This window comes from Cobetia sp. 29-18-1, from assembly GCF_029846405.1.
In the GTDB taxonomy this organism is placed as follows: Bacteria; Pseudomonadota; Gammaproteobacteria; order Pseudomonadales; family Halomonadaceae; genus Cobetia; species Cobetia amphilecti.
Genome location: NZ_JARWKS010000014.1, coordinates 1 through 19319, shown reverse-complemented (window position 1 = coordinate 19319; position 19319 = coordinate 1). Strand labels below are relative to the sequence as shown.

Below are 19319 nucleotides of genomic sequence, written 5' to 3'. Positions count from 1 at the left end.
GTGACGGGTGCGTCACGGGCGCCGAATGCGTAGAATGGCGGGCCCGACGGGGCGCTCTGCCCGGCCGGTCCTCGGCCACAGGCATGTCGCCCTGGCCCACTGCCCGATGAAGCCTTGATCCATGAGTGATGCATCTTACCGTGACGCGATATTTACGACACCCCTTGACCGTGTCGCCAGCTTCTCCTTCGACGAGCAGGTCGTCAGCTGCTTTCCGGACATGCTGCGCCGCTCGGTGCCGGGTTACGGTCAGATCATCGCCATGCTGGGCCTGATGGCCCGCGCTCACCTGCGCCCCGGTGCGCGGGTCTATGATCTGGGCTGCTCACTGGGCGCTGCCAGCATGGCGCTGGCCCGCGAGATGGCCGCCGAGGATATCGAGATCGAAGCCGTCGATCTGTCCAGACCGATGGTCGAGCGCGCCAGCCGCGAACTCGCCGAGGCCTTCCCCGACCATCGCATCAACGTCACCGAAGCCGACATTCGCACCCTCGACTATCAGCCGGCCGGCATGATCGTGGTCAATCTGACGCTGCAGTTCCTGCCGCCGGAAGACCGCGACGCCGTGATCGACAAGCTGTTCGCGGCGCTGGAACCCGGCGGCGTGCTGATCCTCTCCGAGAAGATCATCAGCGATGATCCGGTCGAGAATGCCTGGCTGATCGAACGGTATCATGACTTCAAGCGCGCCAACGGCTACTCCGATCTGGAAATCTCCCAGAAACGTGAGGCCCTCGAGGACGTGATGAAGCCCGACAGCCTGAACACGCATCACGAGCGCCTGGCGCGCGCCGGCTTCCAGCGCAGCCACACCTGGCTGCAATACCTGAATTTCGCATCGATGGTCGCCTTCAAAGCCGCCGAATGACCGCTACGCCTGCACGGACCCGACCCAGCGCATGAGCATTTCCCCGTATGACCGCGACCTTTACCGCGCCTTCACCGAGCTTGCCTGTGAGCCAGGCGCCGTCGGCGACGGCTTCGCCCGCTGGCTGGGCGCCCTGCCCGAGCAACTGGCCAATGGCCTGGACCGCAAGCGTCACGCCGACCTCAAGGCCTGGCATGGCGCGCTGGAAAAGCTGCCCGCCCTGCCCGACGCGCGCGATGTGCAGCTGGATGCCGACCGGGTCGGTGCACGCTTTCCGACTGGCCTGACTAGCGGCCAGCTGCGCCAGAGCGAGAACCTGCTGCGTGCGATGATGCCGTGGCGCAAGGGCCCCTATCAGCTCGACGAGATCCATATCGACACCGAATGGCGCTCCGACTGGAAGTGGCAGCGTCTCGCGCCGCACCTGTCGGATCTCACCCATCGCCGCGTGCTGGATGTCGGCGGCGGCAATGGCTACCACGGCTGGCGCATGGTCGGTGCAGGCGCGGCCTTCACGCTGGTGATCGACCCTTCGCCGCGCTTCTACTGCCAGTTCCATGCCGTGCGCCACTTCATCGGCGCGGACCACCCCCAGGGCCGCAACCTGCACTTCCTGCCGGTGGGCATCGAGGATGTGCCAGCGAAGATGGGCGCCTTCGATACCGTATTCTCGATGGGCGTGCTCTATCATCGCCCCTCGCCGATGGACCACCTCTTCCAGCTGCGTGACACCCTGCGTCCCGGCGGCGAACTGGTGCTGGAAACCCTGGTGGTGGAAGGTGACGTGACGACGGTACTGATGCCTGGCGAGCGCTACGCCGCGATGCCCAACGTCTACTTCCTGCCCTCCTCGCAGGCGCTGGCCCACTGGTGCGAGCGCGCCGGCTTCAAGGACGTGCGCATCGTCGATGAAGCCGTGACCACCCTGGACGAGCAGCGTGCCACCGACTGGATGACCTACCACTCGCTGAGCGACTTCCTCGATCCCGCTGACCCGAGCCTGACCCGCGAAGGCCACCCGGCGCCGCGGCGTGCGGTACTGATCGCCACTCGCGCCTGAACTGGCGTCTGAGCGGGCGCCTGAACGCGCGTTCGAGACACGAACTTCTCGTCGCGCCAGGGCCGGTGGCGGCAGAGATACAAGAACGGCGATGCTCCATGAGCATCGCCGTTCTTGTATTCTCATATCAGACACTTCATCTCGCCCCAGACACTGCCTCGCGCCTCAGACAATTCCCAGACGCTGCGCCTGCCGGTACAGGTTGCCGCGATCGACCTTGAGCCTGCGCGCCGCCTCCGCCCAGTTGCGATCACTCGCCTGCCAGACCCGCGAGATGTGCTCACGCTGAAACGCCTCGGTGGCATCGCGCAGTCCCAGCGTCTCATCGCCGTCCTGCCAGGCGGTGCGCTGTGCAGAGCTTGCTCCTCCTGTCTGACTCGCTTCCGCCGCCTGACTCGCTCTTCCCGCCTGACCCACCAGCCCCACCTGCGCGCCCTGAACCTCCTGCGCCACGCCGGTGGCCCGTTCAAGTGACACCTCGGTATTGACCTCCAGCCCCAGCAGTTCCAGCGTTATAACCACCAGCTGGCGCCCATCGGCGCGCAGGCGAGTCGAGTGGGCACCATGCGCGAGCCGGGCATGCAGGGCCGCGCGGCTCAGGCAGTGCTCCAGCTCACGCACGTTGCCGGGCCAGGGGTACTCGCACAGCAGGCGCTCCGCCGCTGGCGTCAGGCGCAGATTGCCCAGCCCGAGGCGCGTACGGTTGTGCTCAAGAAAGGTGCCGGCCAACGCCAGCAGGTCCGCACGTCCGCGCTCACGCAGCGGCGGCACCCTGAGCGGATAGACGCTCAGGCGGTGATAGAGGTCTTCACGGAAATGCCCGGCGGCGACCTCCGCCTCGAGATCACGATTGGTGGCCGCGATGACGCGCACATCGACTTTGACCACGCGATCGCTGCCCAGCGGCTGCAGCTCGCCTTCCTGCAACACCCGCAGCAGTTTGGGCTGCAGCGCCAGCGGCAGCTCGCCGATCTCATCCAGCAGCAGGGTGCCGCCATCCGCCATCACGAAGTGGCCACGGTGATCATGGGTCGCGCCCGAGAAGGCGCCACGCCGATGCCCGAACAGAGCACTCTCGACCAGGTCCGGCGACAAGGCGGCGCAGTTGATGCGTACCAGCGGCCGCGCAGCCCGCCGAGAGGCGTCATGCAGACGCTGGACCACGCCCTCCTTGCCCACGCCGGTCTCGCCCTGCACCAGCACCGTCATCTCGGTATCGGCGACCGCCTCCAGCTGCGCCTCGAGCCTGGCCATCGCCGGGCCACGCTGCGGACAGGCCATGGCGCTCTGTGACGCCATGCCTGTCGGCGACACCACCATCGGTGCCGAAAGCCCTGACCTGCCGACCGTGGCTCCCGCGGCCCACTCCTGTCGCAGTGACAGCGACAGACAGTGTGCGGGGAGTGACAACCAGGACTGCAACTCCTGAAGCGGAAGTGCCAGCTCGTCCGTACTCGCAAAGGCGCACAGCGATTCCAGCGGGGCCAGCACCCCCGGCGTCAGCGCATCGAAGGTCATCACCCCCAGCAGGGTATCGCCCTCGCGCAGCGCGATACCGGCGCAGTCATGCACCAGCAGATCCGGCCCATGCACGTCCCCCAGCAGGCCATCGAAGGGGTCCGGCAGGTCGCTGTCCAACGCGAAACGATGTACCCCCGTGTGCTCGGCGATCGCCTTGAGCCGCGGGTGCTCCGCCAGCGCGAAGCGTCGCCCGCGCACCTCGGCAGGCAGGCCGTAGGTGGCCAGTGGCAACAGCTCGTCACGCTCAGGCAGGTAGCGCATCAGGGTCGCCGCCTCACCGGGCAGCTGCTGCATGATCGCGGCCAGCAGACGCGTCCATGGCAGCGCGCGCCGCTCGCCGCCCTCCTCGCGGGACAACCAGGCGGCGAGCCAGGCATTCACGGCCGCGACCGGCGTATCGTTCAGGGGCAAGTGGGCATCGGGCATGCGGTCATCCTTGCGGGTATCGGGAGTGAGAGGGCTGAAGATTGATGTCATCATGACACGCTTGATGTCACTAGAACACGCCACATGACCATGTCATTTTGACATCACAGGCCTGCAGGGCGCATGACGACTGGCCTCGAGAGTTGGCACGCCCCTTGCCATAGAGGGAGGGACATCAATCAGAGGTATCGTCATGCTGACCAACGCCCAGGAAGACCTGATCGCCGCCACCGCTCCCGTCGTCGCCGAGCATCTCAATGCCATCACGGCGCGCTTCTATCCGCTGATGTTCGAGCGCTATCCCGAGGTGAAGCCGCTGTTCAACCAGACCCACCAGGCCAGCGGCGGCCAGGCCCGTGCGCTGGCCGGCGCCGTACTCGCCTATGTCGGCGCCCGCCACTCGCGTGAGGCGGTGGACCGCCTGCTGGCGCCCGTGGTCAGCAAGCATGTCTCGCTCAATATCCTGCCGGAACACTACCCCATCGTCGGCGAATGCCTGATGGCCGCCATCGGTGAGGTGCTGGGGGACGCCGTCACGCCGGAGATCGCCGATGCCTGGGGCGCCCTCTACGGGGAACTGGCCGCTGTGCTGATCGCCGCCGAGCAGGGCCGCTACGACAGCTTCGCCGCTACCCGCGGCGGCTGGCAGGGGCTGCGCCGCTTCCGCATCGTGCGCACGCAGGACGAGAGCCGCGAGATTCGCTCGCTGTACCTGGCGCCGGTGGAAGGCCCGATGTTCTCCTTCCTGCCGGGCCAGTACATCGGCATGCGCCTGACGACACCGCAGGGCGTGATCCACCGCCATTACAGCCTGTCCCACGCGCCGGACGAGCGCTTCTGCCGCATCTCGGTCAAGCGTGAGGCCCACGGCCAGTCCAGCCAGTACCTGCATGCGCTGAAGGCAGGTGACGAGATCGAACTGCTGCCGCCGGCCGGCGAGCTGACCTTCGAGCATGCTGCCCCGCAGAGCGCCGATGCCCCGGTGCTGTTGCTGTCGGCCGGTGTCGGCCAGACACCGATGCTGCCGCTGCTGACGGCGGCGCTGGCGGCGGGCCGCCAGGTGATCTACCTGCATGCGGCGCGCAATCCCGAGGTGCATGCCTTCGACGCCACCCTCAAGGCACTGGTCGCGCAGTATCCAAGGCAGCTGCATTATCAGGTCTGCTACGAACAGGCCGAGACGCTGCCAGCCCATGCGCAATTGGGCATCATCGAGCGCGACTGGCTGGCGCAGCAGATCGCCGCGACCGGTGCCAGCGCCGAGTCGCTGCAGGCCTTCGTGATCGGCCCGCATGGCTTCATGCAAAGCATGATCCAGCACCTCAGCCGTATCGGCGTACCGCTCGCCCAGTGTCATCACGAGCATTTCGGTCCCTCCGCCCCACTCGCCATCGACACTGCTGTCGCCTGATGCGCCAGGCGTGAGCCGCGCCATGCAAAAAGCCCCCATCGCCTTGCGGCCATGGGGGCTTTTGCGTTCTCCGGCTTCATTCCAGCAGGCCGTGTTGTTATTGCGTGTCCAGCGTTGTTGTTGGTATCTCGCTGACTTCCATTCTGCTGTCGCTACAGGATGGAATCAGTTGGTGCGGCCGAGCAGCTCGCGCACGTCGCGGGCTTCCCAGTGCGGGAAGTGCTTGCGCACCAGCGCGTTGAGGTCGGCTTCAAACGCGGCCCAATCGGTCTGCTGGGTGGTGGCCTGGGTGCCGGAGCGACCCACGCCGCGAATCATGCCCGCGCCGACGGTCACGTTGCTCAGACGATCGATGACGATGAAGCTGCCGGTCCCCGGGCTTGAGCGGTAGTCATCCACCGGCACCGCCTGGGTCAGCTCGAGCTGGACGCGGCCGATGGCGTTCAGCGCCAGACTGTCGCCCTCGTGATGCTCCAGCGTGTTGACGTCGTAGAGGTAGTCGATGGCGCTGACCTGGCCGGTCAGGTCACGGGTCGCCAGCTTGATATCGTACTGACGGCCCGGCTGCAGCGGCTTCTCGTGCATCCAGACGACATCCGCTTCCAGTGCATTGGAGAGCGGCAGTTCGGCATCCGCCGCCACCAGCCAGTCGCCACGCGAGATATCGATCTCATCGTCGAGCGTCAGAGTGATGGCCTGCCCCGGATAGGCGATCTCGAGATCACCATCGAAGGTGACGATGCGCTCGATGGTCGAGGTCTTGCCGGACGGCAGCACCTTGACGCTGTCACCCGGACGCACGACACCGGCCGCCAAAGTGCCGCAGTAACCGCGGAAATCGAGGTTGGGACGATTGACGTACTGCACCGGGAAGCGCAGATCGCTGAGGTTCTGGTCGTGGGTCAGCTCGACGGTTTCCAGCACTTCAAGCAGTGACGGGCCCGCTTCGCCATCGACGGTGTACCAGTCCAGTGCCGGGCTGCGATTGACGACGTTGTCGCCCTTGAGCGCGGACATCGGCACGAAGCGGATGTCCGGCGCATTCAGCTTGTTGGCGAATTCCTGATACTCGGCGACGATCTCGTTGAAGCGCGTCTCGGAGTAATCGACCAGGTCCATCTTGTTGACCGCGATCACCAGGTGCTGGATGCCCAGCAGGTCGGCGATGAAGCTGTGGCGACGGGTCTGGGTCTGCACGCCGTAGCGCGCGTCGATCAGGATGATCGCCAGGCTCGCGGACGAGGCGCCAGTGGCCATGTTGCGGGTGTACTGCTCGTGCCCCGGCGTGTCGGCGATGATGAACTTGCGCTTGTCGGTCGAGAAGAAGCGATAGGCGACATCGATGGTGATGCCCTGCTCACGCTCGGACTGCAGGCCATCGACCAGCAGGGCCAGATCGACCTCGTCACCGGTGGTGCCGCTGGTCTTGGAGGCCTGGGTGATGGAGGCCAGTTGATCTTCATAGATCAGCTTGGAATCGAACAGCAGACGACCGATCAGGGTCGACTTGCCATCATCGACGCTACCGCAGGTGATGAAGCGCAGCAGGTCCTTGCGCTCGTGTTCTTGCAGGTAAGCTTCGATATCCGCGGAAATCTTGTCTGACGCGTGGGACACACTCTTCTCCTTGCCGCTGTCATGGGCCTGATGAGGTGGCGAGCCAGTGTCGCGAACCAGTGTCTCGTGAGGCTGCGAGCCGTCTCATCAGGCGAATTGTTCGTTCGGGTCATCAAGCGCCGCGTGGCGGCGCCTGCAGGCAATGTGCTGGGGCGACCTTAGAAGTAACCTTCGCGCTTCTTCTTCTCCATCGAGCCTGCCTGGTCGTGATCGATGGCACGACCGGAGCGCTCACTGGTACGCGTCAGCAGCATTTCCTGGATGATTTCCGGCAGGGTCGCGGCGGTGGATTCCACGGCGCCGGTCAGCGGGTAGCAACCCAGGGTACGGAAGCGCACGGACTTCATTTCCGGCACTTCGCCTTCCTTGAGCGGCAGACGGTCGTCGTCGACCATGATGTCGAGGCCGTCACGCTTCACCACCGGACGCACGGCGGAGTAGTAAAGCGGCACGATCTTGATGGACTCGAGATAGATGTACTGCCAGATGTCCAGCTCGGTCCAGTTGGAGAGCGGGAAGACGCGGATGGACTCACCCTTGTTGATCTTGGAGTTGTAGATGTTCCACAGCTCCGGACGCTGATTCTTGGGGTCCCAACGGTGGTACTGATCACGGAAGGAGTAGACACGCTCCTTGGCCCGCGAGGCTTCCTCATCACGACGTGCGCCACCGAAGGCGGCATCGAAGCCGTGCTTGTCGAGTGCCTGCTTGAGACCGGCGGTCTTCATGATGTCGGTGTACTTGGCACTGCCGTGATCGAACGGGTTGATGCCCGCCTCGACGCCTTCCTGGTTGATGTGCTCGATCAACTCCATGCCGACTTCCGCGGCCATCTCGTCGCGGAACTTGATCATTTCCTGGAATTTCCAGGTGGTGTTGACGTGCATCAGCGGGAACGGCGGCACGCCCGGCGCAAAGGCCTTGCGCGCCAGGTGCAGCATGACGGCGGAATCCTTGCCGATGGAGTACAGCATGACCGGATTGGCAAATTCCGCTGCCACTTCACGGATGATGTGAATGGATTCGGCCTCAAGCTGCTTGAGGTGGGTCTGACGTTCGGGGGTAAGCATCGCGTGCGGCAACCTCGTGAGCGTTGGGACACGCCCCGAGAGGCGGCCCGTGAAGTCAGTGGCGCGCTCTGTCAGCGACAGATGGATGCCCCGAGGGAGCACGCCGAATGGTTACACGGTACTCGCCCCGCCTTGATAACGTCAAAGAATCAGAAACTATCTTTTAAGACCAAAAAGGCATACCTGATACCTGTGGGCCTTGCACCGCACTGATGACACCGAGGGCATTCATGCTGACGCCCAGGGCATTATCGCTGACGCCCAGAACATTCATGCTGACGCCGAGGCAGCGCCAGTGCATGGGGCGAGCTTGCCCGCCCTTCCTTGCGAACCTGGCTAGAGCGTGACCCGCTCCACCCAGGTCTCGAGATGCTCGCCATCGAGATCCACCACGCGCAGGCCGGGGCGCGCCGCCTCATCCACGGCGAAATCATGGCTGAGCGGAGCGAACTGATCGGAGGTGGAGGGAACGCCATAGACGGCCACACTGCCTTGCCCACACGGCATGAGTTGCGTGAAGGCCTGATGGATATGCCCACACAGCACGGCCCGCACCTGCGGGTACGGGCGCAACGTTTCCCACAGCGCATCGCGGTCGGCAAGGCCCAGTGCATCCATCCAGTCCGAGCCGATCGGCAGCGGATGATGATGCATGGCCAGCAGGATCGGGCGCGGGTCCAGCTCGACGGAAAGCGCCAGTGACTGCGCAAGCTCGCTCAACTGCTCCTCGCCAAGCTCTCCCCCCGCCTGCCCGGTGACGCGCGAATCCAGACACAGCAGTCGCCAGTCGCCCAGATCCAGCTCGTGATGGAAGGGACGCAGCTCCTGCATGAATTCAGGGTGATCGTGGTTGCCCGCGAACCAGAACCAGGGGCAGCCCAGGCCATCGAACAGCTCTGCCGCCATGCGATAGGAGGCAGGGCTCTCATCCTGGCTGACATCACCGGTCACCAGCAGGATATCAGGCCGCAGGCGCGAGGCATGCGCCATCACCGCCTCCAGCTGACGCCAGGGGAAGCCCAGCCGTGAACGCGCATCAGGGTCGGCGCGCAGATGGCAATCACTTATCTGAATCAGTCGCATCGGTCTCTCGAGCAGCAGGGAAATGAACAGAACCGCGACGGCCGGGCCATCGCGGTTCTGTCAATCAAGACGGGAAATCCATCGGGTGTCAGCGCCTGTGCGCCATGCCAGCCTTGAGCGTCACGGCAACTCCGGCACATCCGCCTGCCCGAAGGCGCGGGCATGGGTCAGCCATTCGCCGAGAAAGCGATTGAGCTGAAGCTTTTCGTCCGGCTGGTGCATGCGCGGATTCGGGTAACGATTGCGCCCTGAGAAGTGACGCTGGCGCTGAAAGTCGGTGACCTCCGCCATGCGCACATCGTGGTACAGGTGCACACTCATGCGCGGCGAATCGATGATGTGGTCCAGCACGCCGGTCTGGGCGACCGTGACCATGGTGGTATAGGGCGCGCATTCGACCACCTCGAGCAGCAGCGTGCCGAAGTGGCCCTGATTGCCCGCCAGCGGGAAGGCGAAGCTGTCACCGGCCTCGGCCTTGCCGAGGATGCGCGTGAGGCGCAGATAATTGGACCCGCACTCGGCATGGAGTGCTTTTAGGTCAGCCACATAGGCTTTCTTGACCTGCATGGGCGATCTCCTTGCGAATCTCAGAACATTGCATGTTGTCTGTCAAAGCACGCCCGCTATCGTGCGAGGCAAGATGCGGGCAACGGACGATAAATCAAGCGCTGCGCCAGCGCTCAGGCTGTCGGCGATCAGCTCTCGGTTATCAACTCTCGGCTATCGACTCTCGAGTCCAGCTCTCGGGACTGAAGCTGAGACGAAAACCGAGACTGATACGGACACTGGCGCAGACAGTGATCATTGCTGGCTGCCGGTTTTCAGCAAGCCTCTAGAATAGCAGCTCTGACGCGCAGGTTGAGGAAGCCTGCGTGAGACACGGGGGATTGCCAAGCTTCGCCTTCACTGCCTCAGGCATGCATGACGCGCAACGAGGCACGTTCACGCAGCAGCCATTGCATGGCCATGATGGCCATCGCGTTGCCCAACCGCCCTTGTTCCAGCAGCGTGAGGGCCGCCTGGAAATCGAGCACATGCACACGGATGTCTTCATTCTCCTCGGCCAGACCATGCACGCCACCCAGCCCACTGCTGTCACACAGACCGATGAACAGCGTGACCTCCTCGGTACAGGCGCCGGGGCTCGGATAGTAGCGGTACAGTTCGATCAGGTCGGTCAGCTCACACCCCGCCTCCTCGATCGCCTCACGGCGCGCGACCTCATGGGCCTGTTCGTCCTTGTCCACCAGCCCTGCAATCGGCTCCAGACTCCAGGGCGTGCGTGCATCTTCCAGCATGCCGGCGCGAATCTGCTCGACGAAGACCACGCGGTCGTTGACCGGGTCATAAGGCAATACGCCTACCGCATCGTGACGGACATGCACCTCGCGATGGATCACATCGCTCCAGCCACCGTTGAAACGCTGGTGGCGGAATTCGCGCTGCTCGAGGCGAAAGAAGCCGTCCTGCAACACCCTGGCCTCGACCAGTTCGACATCATCATGTGCGAAGGCCTGTTGCCCTGCGACGTGCTCTTGTTGCTCGCTCATGCATCCTCCTTGGCTGAGCAGGCATTATCCTGTCCTGCCGCGAGACAGGCCAGCCCGTCACCTGCAAACTTGTTAGTTGCGCCGCGCCGAGTCAGCCATCAGCGCCATCTGAAGACACCTGGGCGACTTATCACCCGCAGAGCGATAAACGACACGGCCCGAGCGGGATCTCCGCTCGGGCCGTGGGGCTCAAGGACTCAGTCGTTCAGGGAATCGGGAATTCATTCGAGGCTGTTAGAACAGCGCCTGACGCCAGCGCTGCCGTTCACTTGCAGGGCTCACTGATGTCGCTCCAGCCAGTCTCCGCTTCTGACAGCCATGCAAGCGATACGGGTGCCAGAGACTCACTGCAGACGCTTGATCAGCGCGGCGATCTCTTTCTGCAATTCCTGATCGGCCAGCTCACGGTTGGGACGCGGCGGCCCGTCCTGAGCGAGGCGCGCATGCTTGAGCGCTTCCTCATCTCGGCCTTCTGAGGCCAGATAATCGGCGTAATAATAATTGGTATCCATGCCCGTCGGGTTGACCTCAAGCCCCTTGCGTAGCACTTCTCCCGCCTTCTCATCATCCCCGAAGCCCACCGGCCAGCCGGGCGCCTTGTCATAGAGCGCGCCAAGCGTCACATAGGCGGAGGCATTGTCGCCCTTGGGGTCGAGCGAGATCGCCTTCTCGAGCGTGGCCTTGGCTTCCTTGGCCAGATCCAGCGCTCCAAGGCCACCGCGCGCCTTGGCCCATGAGGCCAGAATGATGCCTTCCCATGTCAGCACATGGGCATTGCCCGGATACTGATCCGCCAGCGCCCGCACCTCCTTGCCCAGGGCCTCCATGCCCTTTTCCTGAGCATCACCGGAGACCTGATAATTGATCTGCGCCCAGCGCTTGGAGAGCGGGAAGACGTCATCATCGCCCGGGGCAGCATGGACTCCGGTCATGCCGGCCAGCGTGATGCCCAGCGCCATGCCCCCGGAGAGCAATACGCGACAGCAACGGGATATGACACGAAAAGACGGGTGTGAAGATGGCAGCATGGGCATGGACAGCTCCCTGATTTTCGTTATTGTTGGCAGATTCGGCATGGGTGACGTGCAAGTGTTCCGGCGAGCACACACTGACTGTAACGAACGTTTGAATCGGCCGCCAATCACCCTTGGTCGCAGGTCTCAACGCTAGCGAACATCACACACGACGCCTTGAGCCTTACCCACAGAACCAGCGGAGCAGACCATGCAAGGTCGCAACATGACACGCTGGCGCGACCCCAAGACGGACCCGCGCCAGGAAAAGAAGAGCAACGTGATTACCCCGCAAGGCCACGCGAAGATGAAGGGGCTGGCCGACCACCTGAGGCGCGTGAGGCGCCCGGAGCTTTCGCGCAAGACGGGCGAGGCCGCCGCCATGGGGGATCGCAGCGAGAATGCGGATTACACCTACAACAAGAAGGCGCTCAATCAGACCATCGCCAAGATCGCCTATCTGGAGAAACGCCTGGATGAGCTGACGGTGGTCGATCGCCTGCCCGCGGATCTGGAGCGCGTCTATTTCGCGGCCTTCGTGACGCTGGAGGACGAGCAGGGAGAGGAGATGGAGATCCGCATCGTCGGCCCTGATGAGACCGACAATCCGCGCCGCTGGATCAGCGTCGATGCGCCCCTTGCCCAGGCATTGCTGGGCAAGGGGCTGGATGACGAGGTGAGCGTAGCTGCGCCGGGTGGCGAGACGACCTACATCATCACGGCCATCCGCTATCAGTCGTCGGAGGCGTAAGCGGCGAGCTGGGCATCAGGCTGCAGAGGCTCAGGACGCAGGGAATCAGCGCGCCTTGCGTGCACGATAGACCTTGAACTGGCGCGTTTCCGCGAGCACTTCAAACTCGCCGAAGGCCGCCTGCAACAGATCGGGATACGGCAGGAAGGCATTGGCGACCAGCGTCAGGGTGCCGCCGGGCATCAGGTGATCCGGTGCCTGGCTGATCAGGCGCGCCGCCGGTCCGTAATCGATATCGCGCTCATGATGGAACGGCGGATTGGCCACGATGGCCTCGAACCGCTCCCCCTCGAACGCCGCGAACACATCACTCAGGCGTACGTCCGCCTCAAGCCCGTTGAGCGCCAGGCTGCGACGGGACGCCTCCACCGCGAAGGCACTGACGTCGCCTGCCATCACGCGCGCCCCGTGGCGCGCCAGCCAGCAGCTGATGATGCCGTCACCCGCCCCGATATCCAGCGCGCGTTTGTAGCCACGGGTCGGCAGGTTTTCCAGCAGCAGCGCAGTCCCCGGGTCCAGCTTGGCATTGCCATACAGTCCCGGATGACTGGTCAGTCGCATCTCCAGCGCCTCGAATTCGCCCCAGCCTTCTGTCCATTGCCCAGCCACTGCCAGTGGCGATTCACTGTTGGCGGCCTGTTCGGCCGTCAACTCACGCGTGGCAGATGACCATAACTGGCAACGGCGCGCGGTATCGTCCTTACGCGCCGTCATTCCCAGCGCCTTGAGGATGCGCTCAGCGCGCTTGATGCCACCGTTGACCTCGCCCACCACCTTGATCGGCGTACCGGCCGGCAACACCTGACACAGCGCCACCAGCCACCATTCGCCCAGCGCGTGCGCCTTGGGCCAGAACACGATGGCGCCCACGGCTTGCGCGATGGTGTCGTCAGCTCGCGCATCGGCGAAGGACACCGCATGGCTGACCCGGTGCCCGGCTTCCCGCGCGGCATTCACGATACCGGTGTCATGCCCCCAGACACGCCGCTGACGGTCCGATGACAGCCACCAGTCATCACGCGGCGCAGCGACCCACAGCCAATCACGGAAATCACTGTCCTGACGCTCGAGCAGCTGACAGGCGGGGGTTTGAGCAGACATGAAGACTCCAACAGGGTAGGAAGATACGGACAACGGCGAGAGCGCCGGATATCGAAACAATGCGGTTGTGCGGGGCCGCCTCAGGCCGGGCGCACCAGCTCATAGTGCAGATAGCGGCCCAGATAGACGAAGGGGGGCGTGCGCCAGTGCTGACACTCGAGCGCCAGCATTTTCTGCATATCAGCCTCGCTCAGCGGGTCGCGTGAGCGCAGATAGTCGTGGAAGACGCGCAGCCCGGTCAGCTCACGCACTTCAAGCCCCGCCTCCGCGGCCCACTGGCGTATCTCGCCATCACGCAGCGGTGAGATGGGCGTCAAGCGCTTGCCAGTGCCCCAGCCTGCCAGGCGCCCTTCCAGCACCTTGTCGAAATTGCCCTTGCTGACATTGGAAAACGCCAGCGCATCGCGATTGAAAACACTCAGCGACATGACGCCACCGGGCGCCAGCAACTTCGCGAGCAATGCAAACCCCTCATGGGGGTCGACCAGCCACTCCAGCACGGCGTGGCACACCACCACCGGCCACTGCTGGTCAGTCGCGGCGGCGAAGCCCTGCAGATCAAGCCCCTCCCAGAGCAGTCGCCCAGCGAACGGCTCATCATTCGACAGCGCGTCGGTTTGACCAGGCACTTGCGGATCTGACGCCGCCTGAGCCGTCTGGGATGGGTCAGCCGTCGAACCAGCGGACAGCCCCTGGCCTTGCGGCGCGGCAGTGCTCAGGAAGCGTTTCGCGCGCTCACGCATCTCGCCAGAGGGTTCGACCAGCGTGAGGTGGTGCCCACGCGTGAGCCACCAGTGAGCGGTCTGCCCGAGCCCCGCACCGATTTCCAGTACAGGGGAAGGCGGCAGGTGCGAGAAACTCTCATCCATCAGACGCTGGGTCAGCGCAAGACGAACACGGCCGCGCTCCGTGGTGTAGAAACCACGTTCGAACTTGTCGGCCAGACCGTCGAAATGACGATCAGCGGTGGCACGGCGAACGCGAGAGGCGCCAGCGCGGGACGAGGTTTTCGGCTCAGGCATGGAGAATATCTTGGCGAAGGAGAAAGAACTGACGAAGCGATGGTGCAGATAATGCCTCACTCACTCGCCAAAGGCACTTCTCGGTGCGGATGAACCGCCCACTGATGCCGCTGACGGCCCGCCGCCACGCATTTCCTCCGCCAAATGGATCGGCGTAGAATGGCGCCTGCATCGAGGGGCCAAGGAACGGCACATGGCGAGGAAAGAGGTCATGGGGCAGAGAAAGACCGACACTTGATCGACTTGAGCAGCCAAGGCTTCAACGTGACTGACTTGTGCACATCGACTCCACTTCCGACATAGACCTCAGCCATGAAACAACGCGTCCTGCTAATCGTCCGCAAGCTCAACATCGGCGGCATCCAACGCAATACCGTCAATCTCGCCAATGTCTTGCACCGCGAAGGGCATGAGGTCCATGTACTGGTACTGAAAGGCGAACTGGAACTCGTCCCGGATGCCGGCGTGCACCTTCATCAGGTCGACTTCGACAAGGCATTTCGCAAGACGGGCATCGGCCTGTTCTACGACCTGTTCACCCGCCTGCTGCTGGCTCCGTGGATCAAGGGCTCAGGATACGTCTGGCGAGGCTATTACGGCGGCCACTATCTGCGCCGTTTCATCGCGCGCCTGGAGAAGGAACACGGCCCGATCGATCGGGTCATCACGCGCGGCCAGGGCGCCTTCGAGACCTTCTGGTCGTGGCGGGACCCTCGCCTGTGGCAGGTGGCGGTGTCATGGCCCGGCGACCTGAAAGAGGGCTGGCGGCAACGTTTCCTGTTGAGCCGCCTGTATAGCGGCAAACAGGTCGTGTGCAACACCGACAATGTGCGCCAGCAACTGGAAAGCCTGCTGGACCATCACGGGATCAAGGCGGCGAGACTCGCGACCATCGGCAATGTCTGTGATCTGGATGCCATCGCCGCCATGGCAGAGGAAGAGGTGGAACTGCCCTCCCGCCCTTACGTGGTGCAGGTGTGTCGTCTCTCGGACGTCAAGCGTCAGGATGTGCTGATCAAGGCATACCTCGCCTCAGGCATCGAGGAAGACCTCGTCATCGTCGGCGATGGCCCCAAGCGGGAAGCCACCGAAGCACTGATCCGCGAGCTGGGCGTCGGCGACAGGGTCCACCTGATCGGTAGCCGCCTGAACCCCTACCCGTGGATGAAGCACGCCCGTCTGTTCGTGCTCAGTTCACGCAGTGAGGCCTTCGGCATCGTGCTGGTGGAGAGCATGTGCTGTGGCACGCCGTGCGTGGCACCGGATGTCCCCGGCGGCATTCGCAATGTCTTGATCCATGATCAGGCGCGCCTGATCTCCGAAGACTCCATCGAGGCGCTGGCAGCCAAGATTCGTGAAGGTCTCGCCAACCCGCCGGCACTCGACTCGGATCCGGAGCTGATCGAACGCTTCCGCGATACCCGCATCATGCAGGAGTTTCTGTCCCTGCCCACTGATGCCGTGACATCAGACTCCCGCTGACACCCAAAGCCCTGCGTTTATCGAGAGACTCTCTTGCAGGGCTTGTTCTTTCGCCTTCCTGCGACGCTGAACTGGCAGGACGATTGGCTGGCAAGACGATTGGCTGACAATACGATTGAGTGAAAAGACAATCGTCAGACACGACGATGCGATGTCCAGACCAAGAGCCAAGACATGGTTGATCGAGTAATCGGATAGGAAGATCAAGTGCGGCAGTTCTTACTCCGGGCCTGAAGCCAGGAGGGGCGCTGCTCACAGCAAGGAGCAAGCCACGCAGGGCACGGTACTGAGAAGTGATAAGGCGATGACGCAGAAGGCAGGACAGACGACGTCCAGAAGGTGGGATTGCTGGCGCCCCCTGCAGGAGTCGTATAGCCCCACCATTAAAGGCACGGATTACGATTTCCTCTTTCACCATACACGTCACCATACACGACGATTGATGCTGAGCTGGGCCTCCCCTTTAACCAAAACTGGCACATCGGTAAGTCATGCCTCTGCACATACTTTGATCCGCATGCAGCTTGGCCGCGTATCGCAACCAAACTGCAAGCAAATATCCGCCAGCTGCAGCGGAAACTCATTCCATCCTGGCGTAGATATCAAGATCGGTGGATAGAATTTCGCTCGATGGCACGAGCCTATAATGCTTCTCGCGTACGACCTTGATCTCGTCATCCTCAACGATCAACTCGAACATGGCAATGCGGCTGTCTTCCATAAACTGCACGGAGACGGCACGGCAGATCAAGTCTGGAAACTTTTCCACACAGCAACGCATATCCTGTTCGGTCTGGGTAGAACCATGTTTATCCTTGCCGCCCTTGGCCTGAACGGGAATGACATATTGCTGCCCGTTGCTATTCACACCTACATAGATCTCGTCGATCTCGATCTGGCCGAGCCCTTTTACGGTAGTGCGCAAATGGTTCTGAAGCGAGTAAGCAGCGATACCTAGAAAAATGTCGATCAACCGGTTGTAGCGAACCTTAGCTAACAACCCCTGCTCATCGCCCAGCGCGTTGACGCCTATGATTTCTGGGGTGGCGTCGGGAATTTTGACCGTCACGAGATCTTCGCGTGGGACAATCCGGCTAAGTTTCACTTGCTTGAAGCGATACCTGGCGACGCCAGCGCCTTCAATAATCCATTCCAAGCCCGGCGCCGCTGTGGATTTAATCGCATCAGGGAGCTCGTACCTATACCGAAACGAGTAGAAGATGTCGCCAACGTTACTCGGAAGCGTGATACCCAGGTCCGCGGCAACAGCCCCCGCTTCGACCCTCTCAAACTCGAACTCCGTTATACCTGCCACGTAGTGGTCGTCGAAGATACGCTGGATGATCGCAACATAGCGATTTGGCTTGCTTCCTTTCTTCTTACCCGACATCGGTTTGATCCCTTATCACCTTCTTTGGTGTGCCCTTGCGCGTTCTTTGAGCGATGGTGTCATGCGGTACATCGAAGTACGCGGCGGCATCACCCATATCCATGTAGAGGAATTCAGTTTCGTTGAGCTCGAGCTTCTTCCTAGGCTTCTTCGGAGTTTCCCCCAGTGCTTGCATAATTTGTCCGGCAACCGCTCGCCCGAGCAACGGGGGAACACTGTTGCCAATTTGACGAAAACCGTGCCATTTGGTCGAATGCAGGCGGAACCAGTCCGGGAACGAATGCAAGCGCGCCGCTTCACGCACGGTGATTACGCGAGCGATACTTGGGTGAATCGGACGAGGCGAAGTAAATGCGCCGCGAGCGCTATCCGTTCCGGCGCGCAGTGTATTGCAGAGCCCGTCTGGGGCAAGCTTCCGAAACCGGCTGACGGGCTCGGTCTTACCTGGTTCCGTGGAGGAGAAGCGGCTCTTCGAGAGATCGGTATGCTCCGTGCGCAAACTCGACGACAGCAGGGCAGGATCGTAAATACGCGGATAGCTGTAGTCATTCGGATCGCGCTCAAGTCCCCTAAGACGACGCCCATATATCGATGCTGTTGTCCATTCGGTACGCACTACATCCTTGGTTTTCAGATCCTCGAAGCTGTTGGCATCAGGCAGGTCGCCTATGGCATCCCAGACGGTGGTTCTTACCTCCAGCGGCTCCGGATAGGTTGGTGCCAACAAGCCTTTGCGTGCACCTAGCAAAAACAAGCGCTGGCGAGACTGAGGAACACCGTAATCCGAGGCATTCAATACCTCATAGGGCATGACGACATCGTAGCCTGCATCGTCCAGTGCTGAGATCATTTCATCTAGGAACTTACGGTGCTTCCCTAGAGTGAGCCCTTTAACGTTTTCGAAGACGCAGTATTTCGGCTTGAGCTCCTCGACCAAGCGGACGTAGTGCGAAGCCAGCAGGTTCCGGGGATCATCGAGCACTCTCTTGCCAATCATTGAAAACCCTTGGCAAGGAGCGCCACCGAAGACGACATCGATCTCTCGAGCCCCGATCTCGGCACGCTTTCGGATCTCATCGCCGGTCATATCAACGACACTGGCGCAGATCGCTTTCGAGTGGGGGAAGTTATACTCGTGGATTGCACAATGGATAGGGTCAATCTCAACGGCAGCGGCAACGTCGAAACCGGCTTGCTCGAAGCCAAGAGACATGCCCCCTGCACCGGCGAACAGGTCGATGCCGATAGGGCGTTTACTAGAATTCTTCATCGATCCGAGGGCTCACTCTTAATTCTGCGGCCATCGCGCTACGTGGCGATGCAGCCGATAGCCCGCGTTGGGGCATATTCGTTTCGTATAGGTCCGGAACTATACCAATCCCTTCACATCAATGCAGTCATAGTCACTCGCCAACAGATTAGCGTAGTGCTCCACCGACTCACATCATTCTACTCAAGCCACGAGCCTTGAGGCGCAAAGAGAATTCTGCGCGTGACCGCTGTCGTATGAAACACAGGACTTGGGCTCTGAGAACGAGTTTGTAGGCAGGTCACCAGCGAGAAAATTGTTCTCACACCTCGACCACCACCACCGGCAGGCTCGGCGCCACGCCAGTGATCTGGTCGCCCTCCACGTAGACCATGCCACCCACCTGGGCATCGCCCTGGCAGGTGCGCACCCCACCCCCTACCAGATCCACGCGAACGCGCGAGCCGCTGACGCTGATCACCTCGCCTACCTGGCGCGGCGTGGTCGGCAGCAACGCCAGCAGGCGGCGATATGGATTGGCCATGCTATCCCCCTCCTTTGTTTGAACTGATACCACACGACGCCATCACAGATGGAATCTCTGCAGCTCGATAGACTGGCGCACGCTCAGGGCACGCCCCTGCAGGGTTGCGCTGACGCTCACGCCCCGCGAGACACCACGCCAGCCATCGCACTCGATCATCA

Annotated in this window: 17 protein-coding genes; 5 read left to right on the top strand and 12 right to left on the bottom strand. The window is 62.4% G+C overall.

Annotation, left to right across the window (positions count from 1 at the left end):
• Window positions 1-121 precede the first annotated feature (121 nt).
• Together cmoA and cmoB are read left to right on the top strand one after the other, a co-directional pair.
• On the top strand, window positions 122-868 hold the full coding sequence (gene cmoA / locus QD208_RS11715; protein ID WP_043335167.1) for a carboxy-S-adenosyl-L-methionine synthase CmoA: 747 nt from the start codon (window positions 122-124) through the stop codon (window positions 866-868).
• A 31-nt stretch (window positions 869-899) separates the two neighbouring features.
• Window positions 900-1928, top strand: coding sequence for a tRNA 5-methoxyuridine(34)/uridine 5-oxyacetic acid(34) synthase CmoB (cmoB, locus tag QD208_RS11710; RefSeq protein ID WP_279831161.1), 1029 nt, complete (start codon window positions 900-902; stop codon window positions 1926-1928).
• A gap of 165 nt (window positions 1929-2093) precedes the next feature.
• On the opposite strand, the gene norR is transcribed toward cmoB, so the two are convergent.
• The gene (gene norR / locus QD208_RS11705; RefSeq protein WP_279836904.1) at window positions 2094-3875 is read right to left on the bottom strand and encodes a nitric oxide reductase transcriptional regulator NorR; all 1782 of its coding nucleotides are present in this window, start codon (window positions 3873-3875) and stop codon (window positions 2094-2096) included.
• A 193-nt stretch (window positions 3876-4068) separates the two neighbouring features.
• Here norR and QD208_RS11700 point away from each other — a divergent pair, with 193 nt between their 5' ends.
• Entirely contained in the window at window positions 4069-5286 is a 1218-nt protein-coding gene (locus QD208_RS11700; RefSeq protein WP_279836903.1) for a globin domain-containing protein, read from the top strand.
• Window positions 5287-5451: 165 nt separating this feature from the next.
• Here the strand turns inward: QD208_RS11700 and cysN are convergent, their stop codons facing one another.
• The 6 genes from cysN to QD208_RS11670 form a co-directional block, all read right to left on the bottom strand.
• A complete protein-coding gene (cysN, locus tag QD208_RS11695) occupies window positions 5452-6903 on the bottom strand; it encodes a sulfate adenylyltransferase subunit CysN (protein WP_213113883.1) in 1452 nt (483 codons plus the stop codon).
• Between the two features lie 158 nt (window positions 6904-7061).
• Window positions 7062-7973: a sulfate adenylyltransferase subunit CysD gene (cysD, locus tag QD208_RS11690; RefSeq protein ID WP_054557074.1), complete on the bottom strand. Its 912-nt coding sequence runs from the start codon at window positions 7971-7973 to the stop codon at window positions 7062-7064.
• Between the two features lie 336 nt (window positions 7974-8309).
• Complete coding sequence (locus tag QD208_RS11685; RefSeq protein ID WP_192838500.1) at window positions 8310-9056, bottom strand: metallophosphoesterase; 747 nt, start codon at window positions 9054-9056, stop codon at window positions 8310-8312.
• Between the two features lie 120 nt (window positions 9057-9176).
• The gene (locus QD208_RS11680) at window positions 9177-9623 is read right to left on the bottom strand and encodes a DUF1249 domain-containing protein (protein WP_043337025.1); all 447 of its coding nucleotides are present in this window, start codon (window positions 9621-9623) and stop codon (window positions 9177-9179) included.
• A gap of 344 nt (window positions 9624-9967) precedes the next feature.
• Window positions 9968-10606, bottom strand: a complete 639-nt coding sequence (locus QD208_RS11675) for an NUDIX domain-containing protein (protein ID WP_043337028.1) — start codon at window positions 10604-10606, stop codon at window positions 9968-9970.
• Window positions 10607-10950: 344 nt separating this feature from the next.
• Entirely contained in the window at window positions 10951-11634 is a 684-nt protein-coding gene (locus tag QD208_RS11670; protein ID WP_279836901.1) for a hypothetical protein, read from the bottom strand.
• 196 nt (window positions 11635-11830) lie between these two features.
• On the opposite strand from QD208_RS11670, the gene QD208_RS11665 reads away from it, so the two are divergent.
• Window positions 11831-12370: a GreA/GreB family elongation factor gene (locus QD208_RS11665; RefSeq protein ID WP_279836900.1), complete on the top strand. Its 540-nt coding sequence runs from the start codon at window positions 11831-11833 to the stop codon at window positions 12368-12370.
• A 45-nt stretch (window positions 12371-12415) separates the two neighbouring features.
• On the opposite strand, the gene QD208_RS11660 is transcribed toward QD208_RS11665, so the two are convergent.
• Both QD208_RS11660 and QD208_RS11655 read right to left on the bottom strand, forming a co-directional pair.
• Entirely contained in the window at window positions 12416-13471 is a 1056-nt protein-coding gene (locus QD208_RS11660) for a methyltransferase (protein ID WP_279836899.1), read from the bottom strand.
• A gap of 80 nt (window positions 13472-13551) precedes the next feature.
• Window positions 13552-14493, bottom strand: coding sequence for a methyltransferase domain-containing protein (locus QD208_RS11655; RefSeq protein ID WP_279836898.1), 942 nt, complete (start codon window positions 14491-14493; stop codon window positions 13552-13554).
• A gap of 312 nt (window positions 14494-14805) precedes the next feature.
• Between QD208_RS11655 and QD208_RS11650 the strand changes: the two genes are divergently transcribed.
• Complete coding sequence (locus QD208_RS11650; RefSeq protein WP_107335246.1) at window positions 14806-15975, top strand: glycosyltransferase; 1170 nt, start codon at window positions 14806-14808, stop codon at window positions 15973-15975.
• Between the two features lie 580 nt (window positions 15976-16555).
• Here QD208_RS11650 and QD208_RS11645 read toward each other — a convergent pair.
• The 3 genes from QD208_RS11645 to QD208_RS11635 form a co-directional block, all read right to left on the bottom strand.
• The gene (locus QD208_RS11645; protein WP_279836897.1) at window positions 16556-17365 is read right to left on the bottom strand and encodes a hypothetical protein; all 810 of its coding nucleotides are present in this window, start codon (window positions 17363-17365) and stop codon (window positions 16556-16558) included.
• Entirely contained in the window at window positions 17355-18635 is a 1281-nt protein-coding gene (locus tag QD208_RS11640) for a DNA cytosine methyltransferase (protein ID WP_279836896.1), read from the bottom strand. The genes QD208_RS11645 and QD208_RS11640 overlap by 11 nt, the downstream gene beginning before the upstream one ends.
• A 301-nt stretch (window positions 18636-18936) precedes the next feature.
• The gene (locus QD208_RS11635) at window positions 18937-19158 is read right to left on the bottom strand and encodes a hypothetical protein (RefSeq protein WP_043336619.1); all 222 of its coding nucleotides are present in this window, start codon (window positions 19156-19158) and stop codon (window positions 18937-18939) included.
• Window positions 19159-19319: the final 161 nt, after the last annotated feature.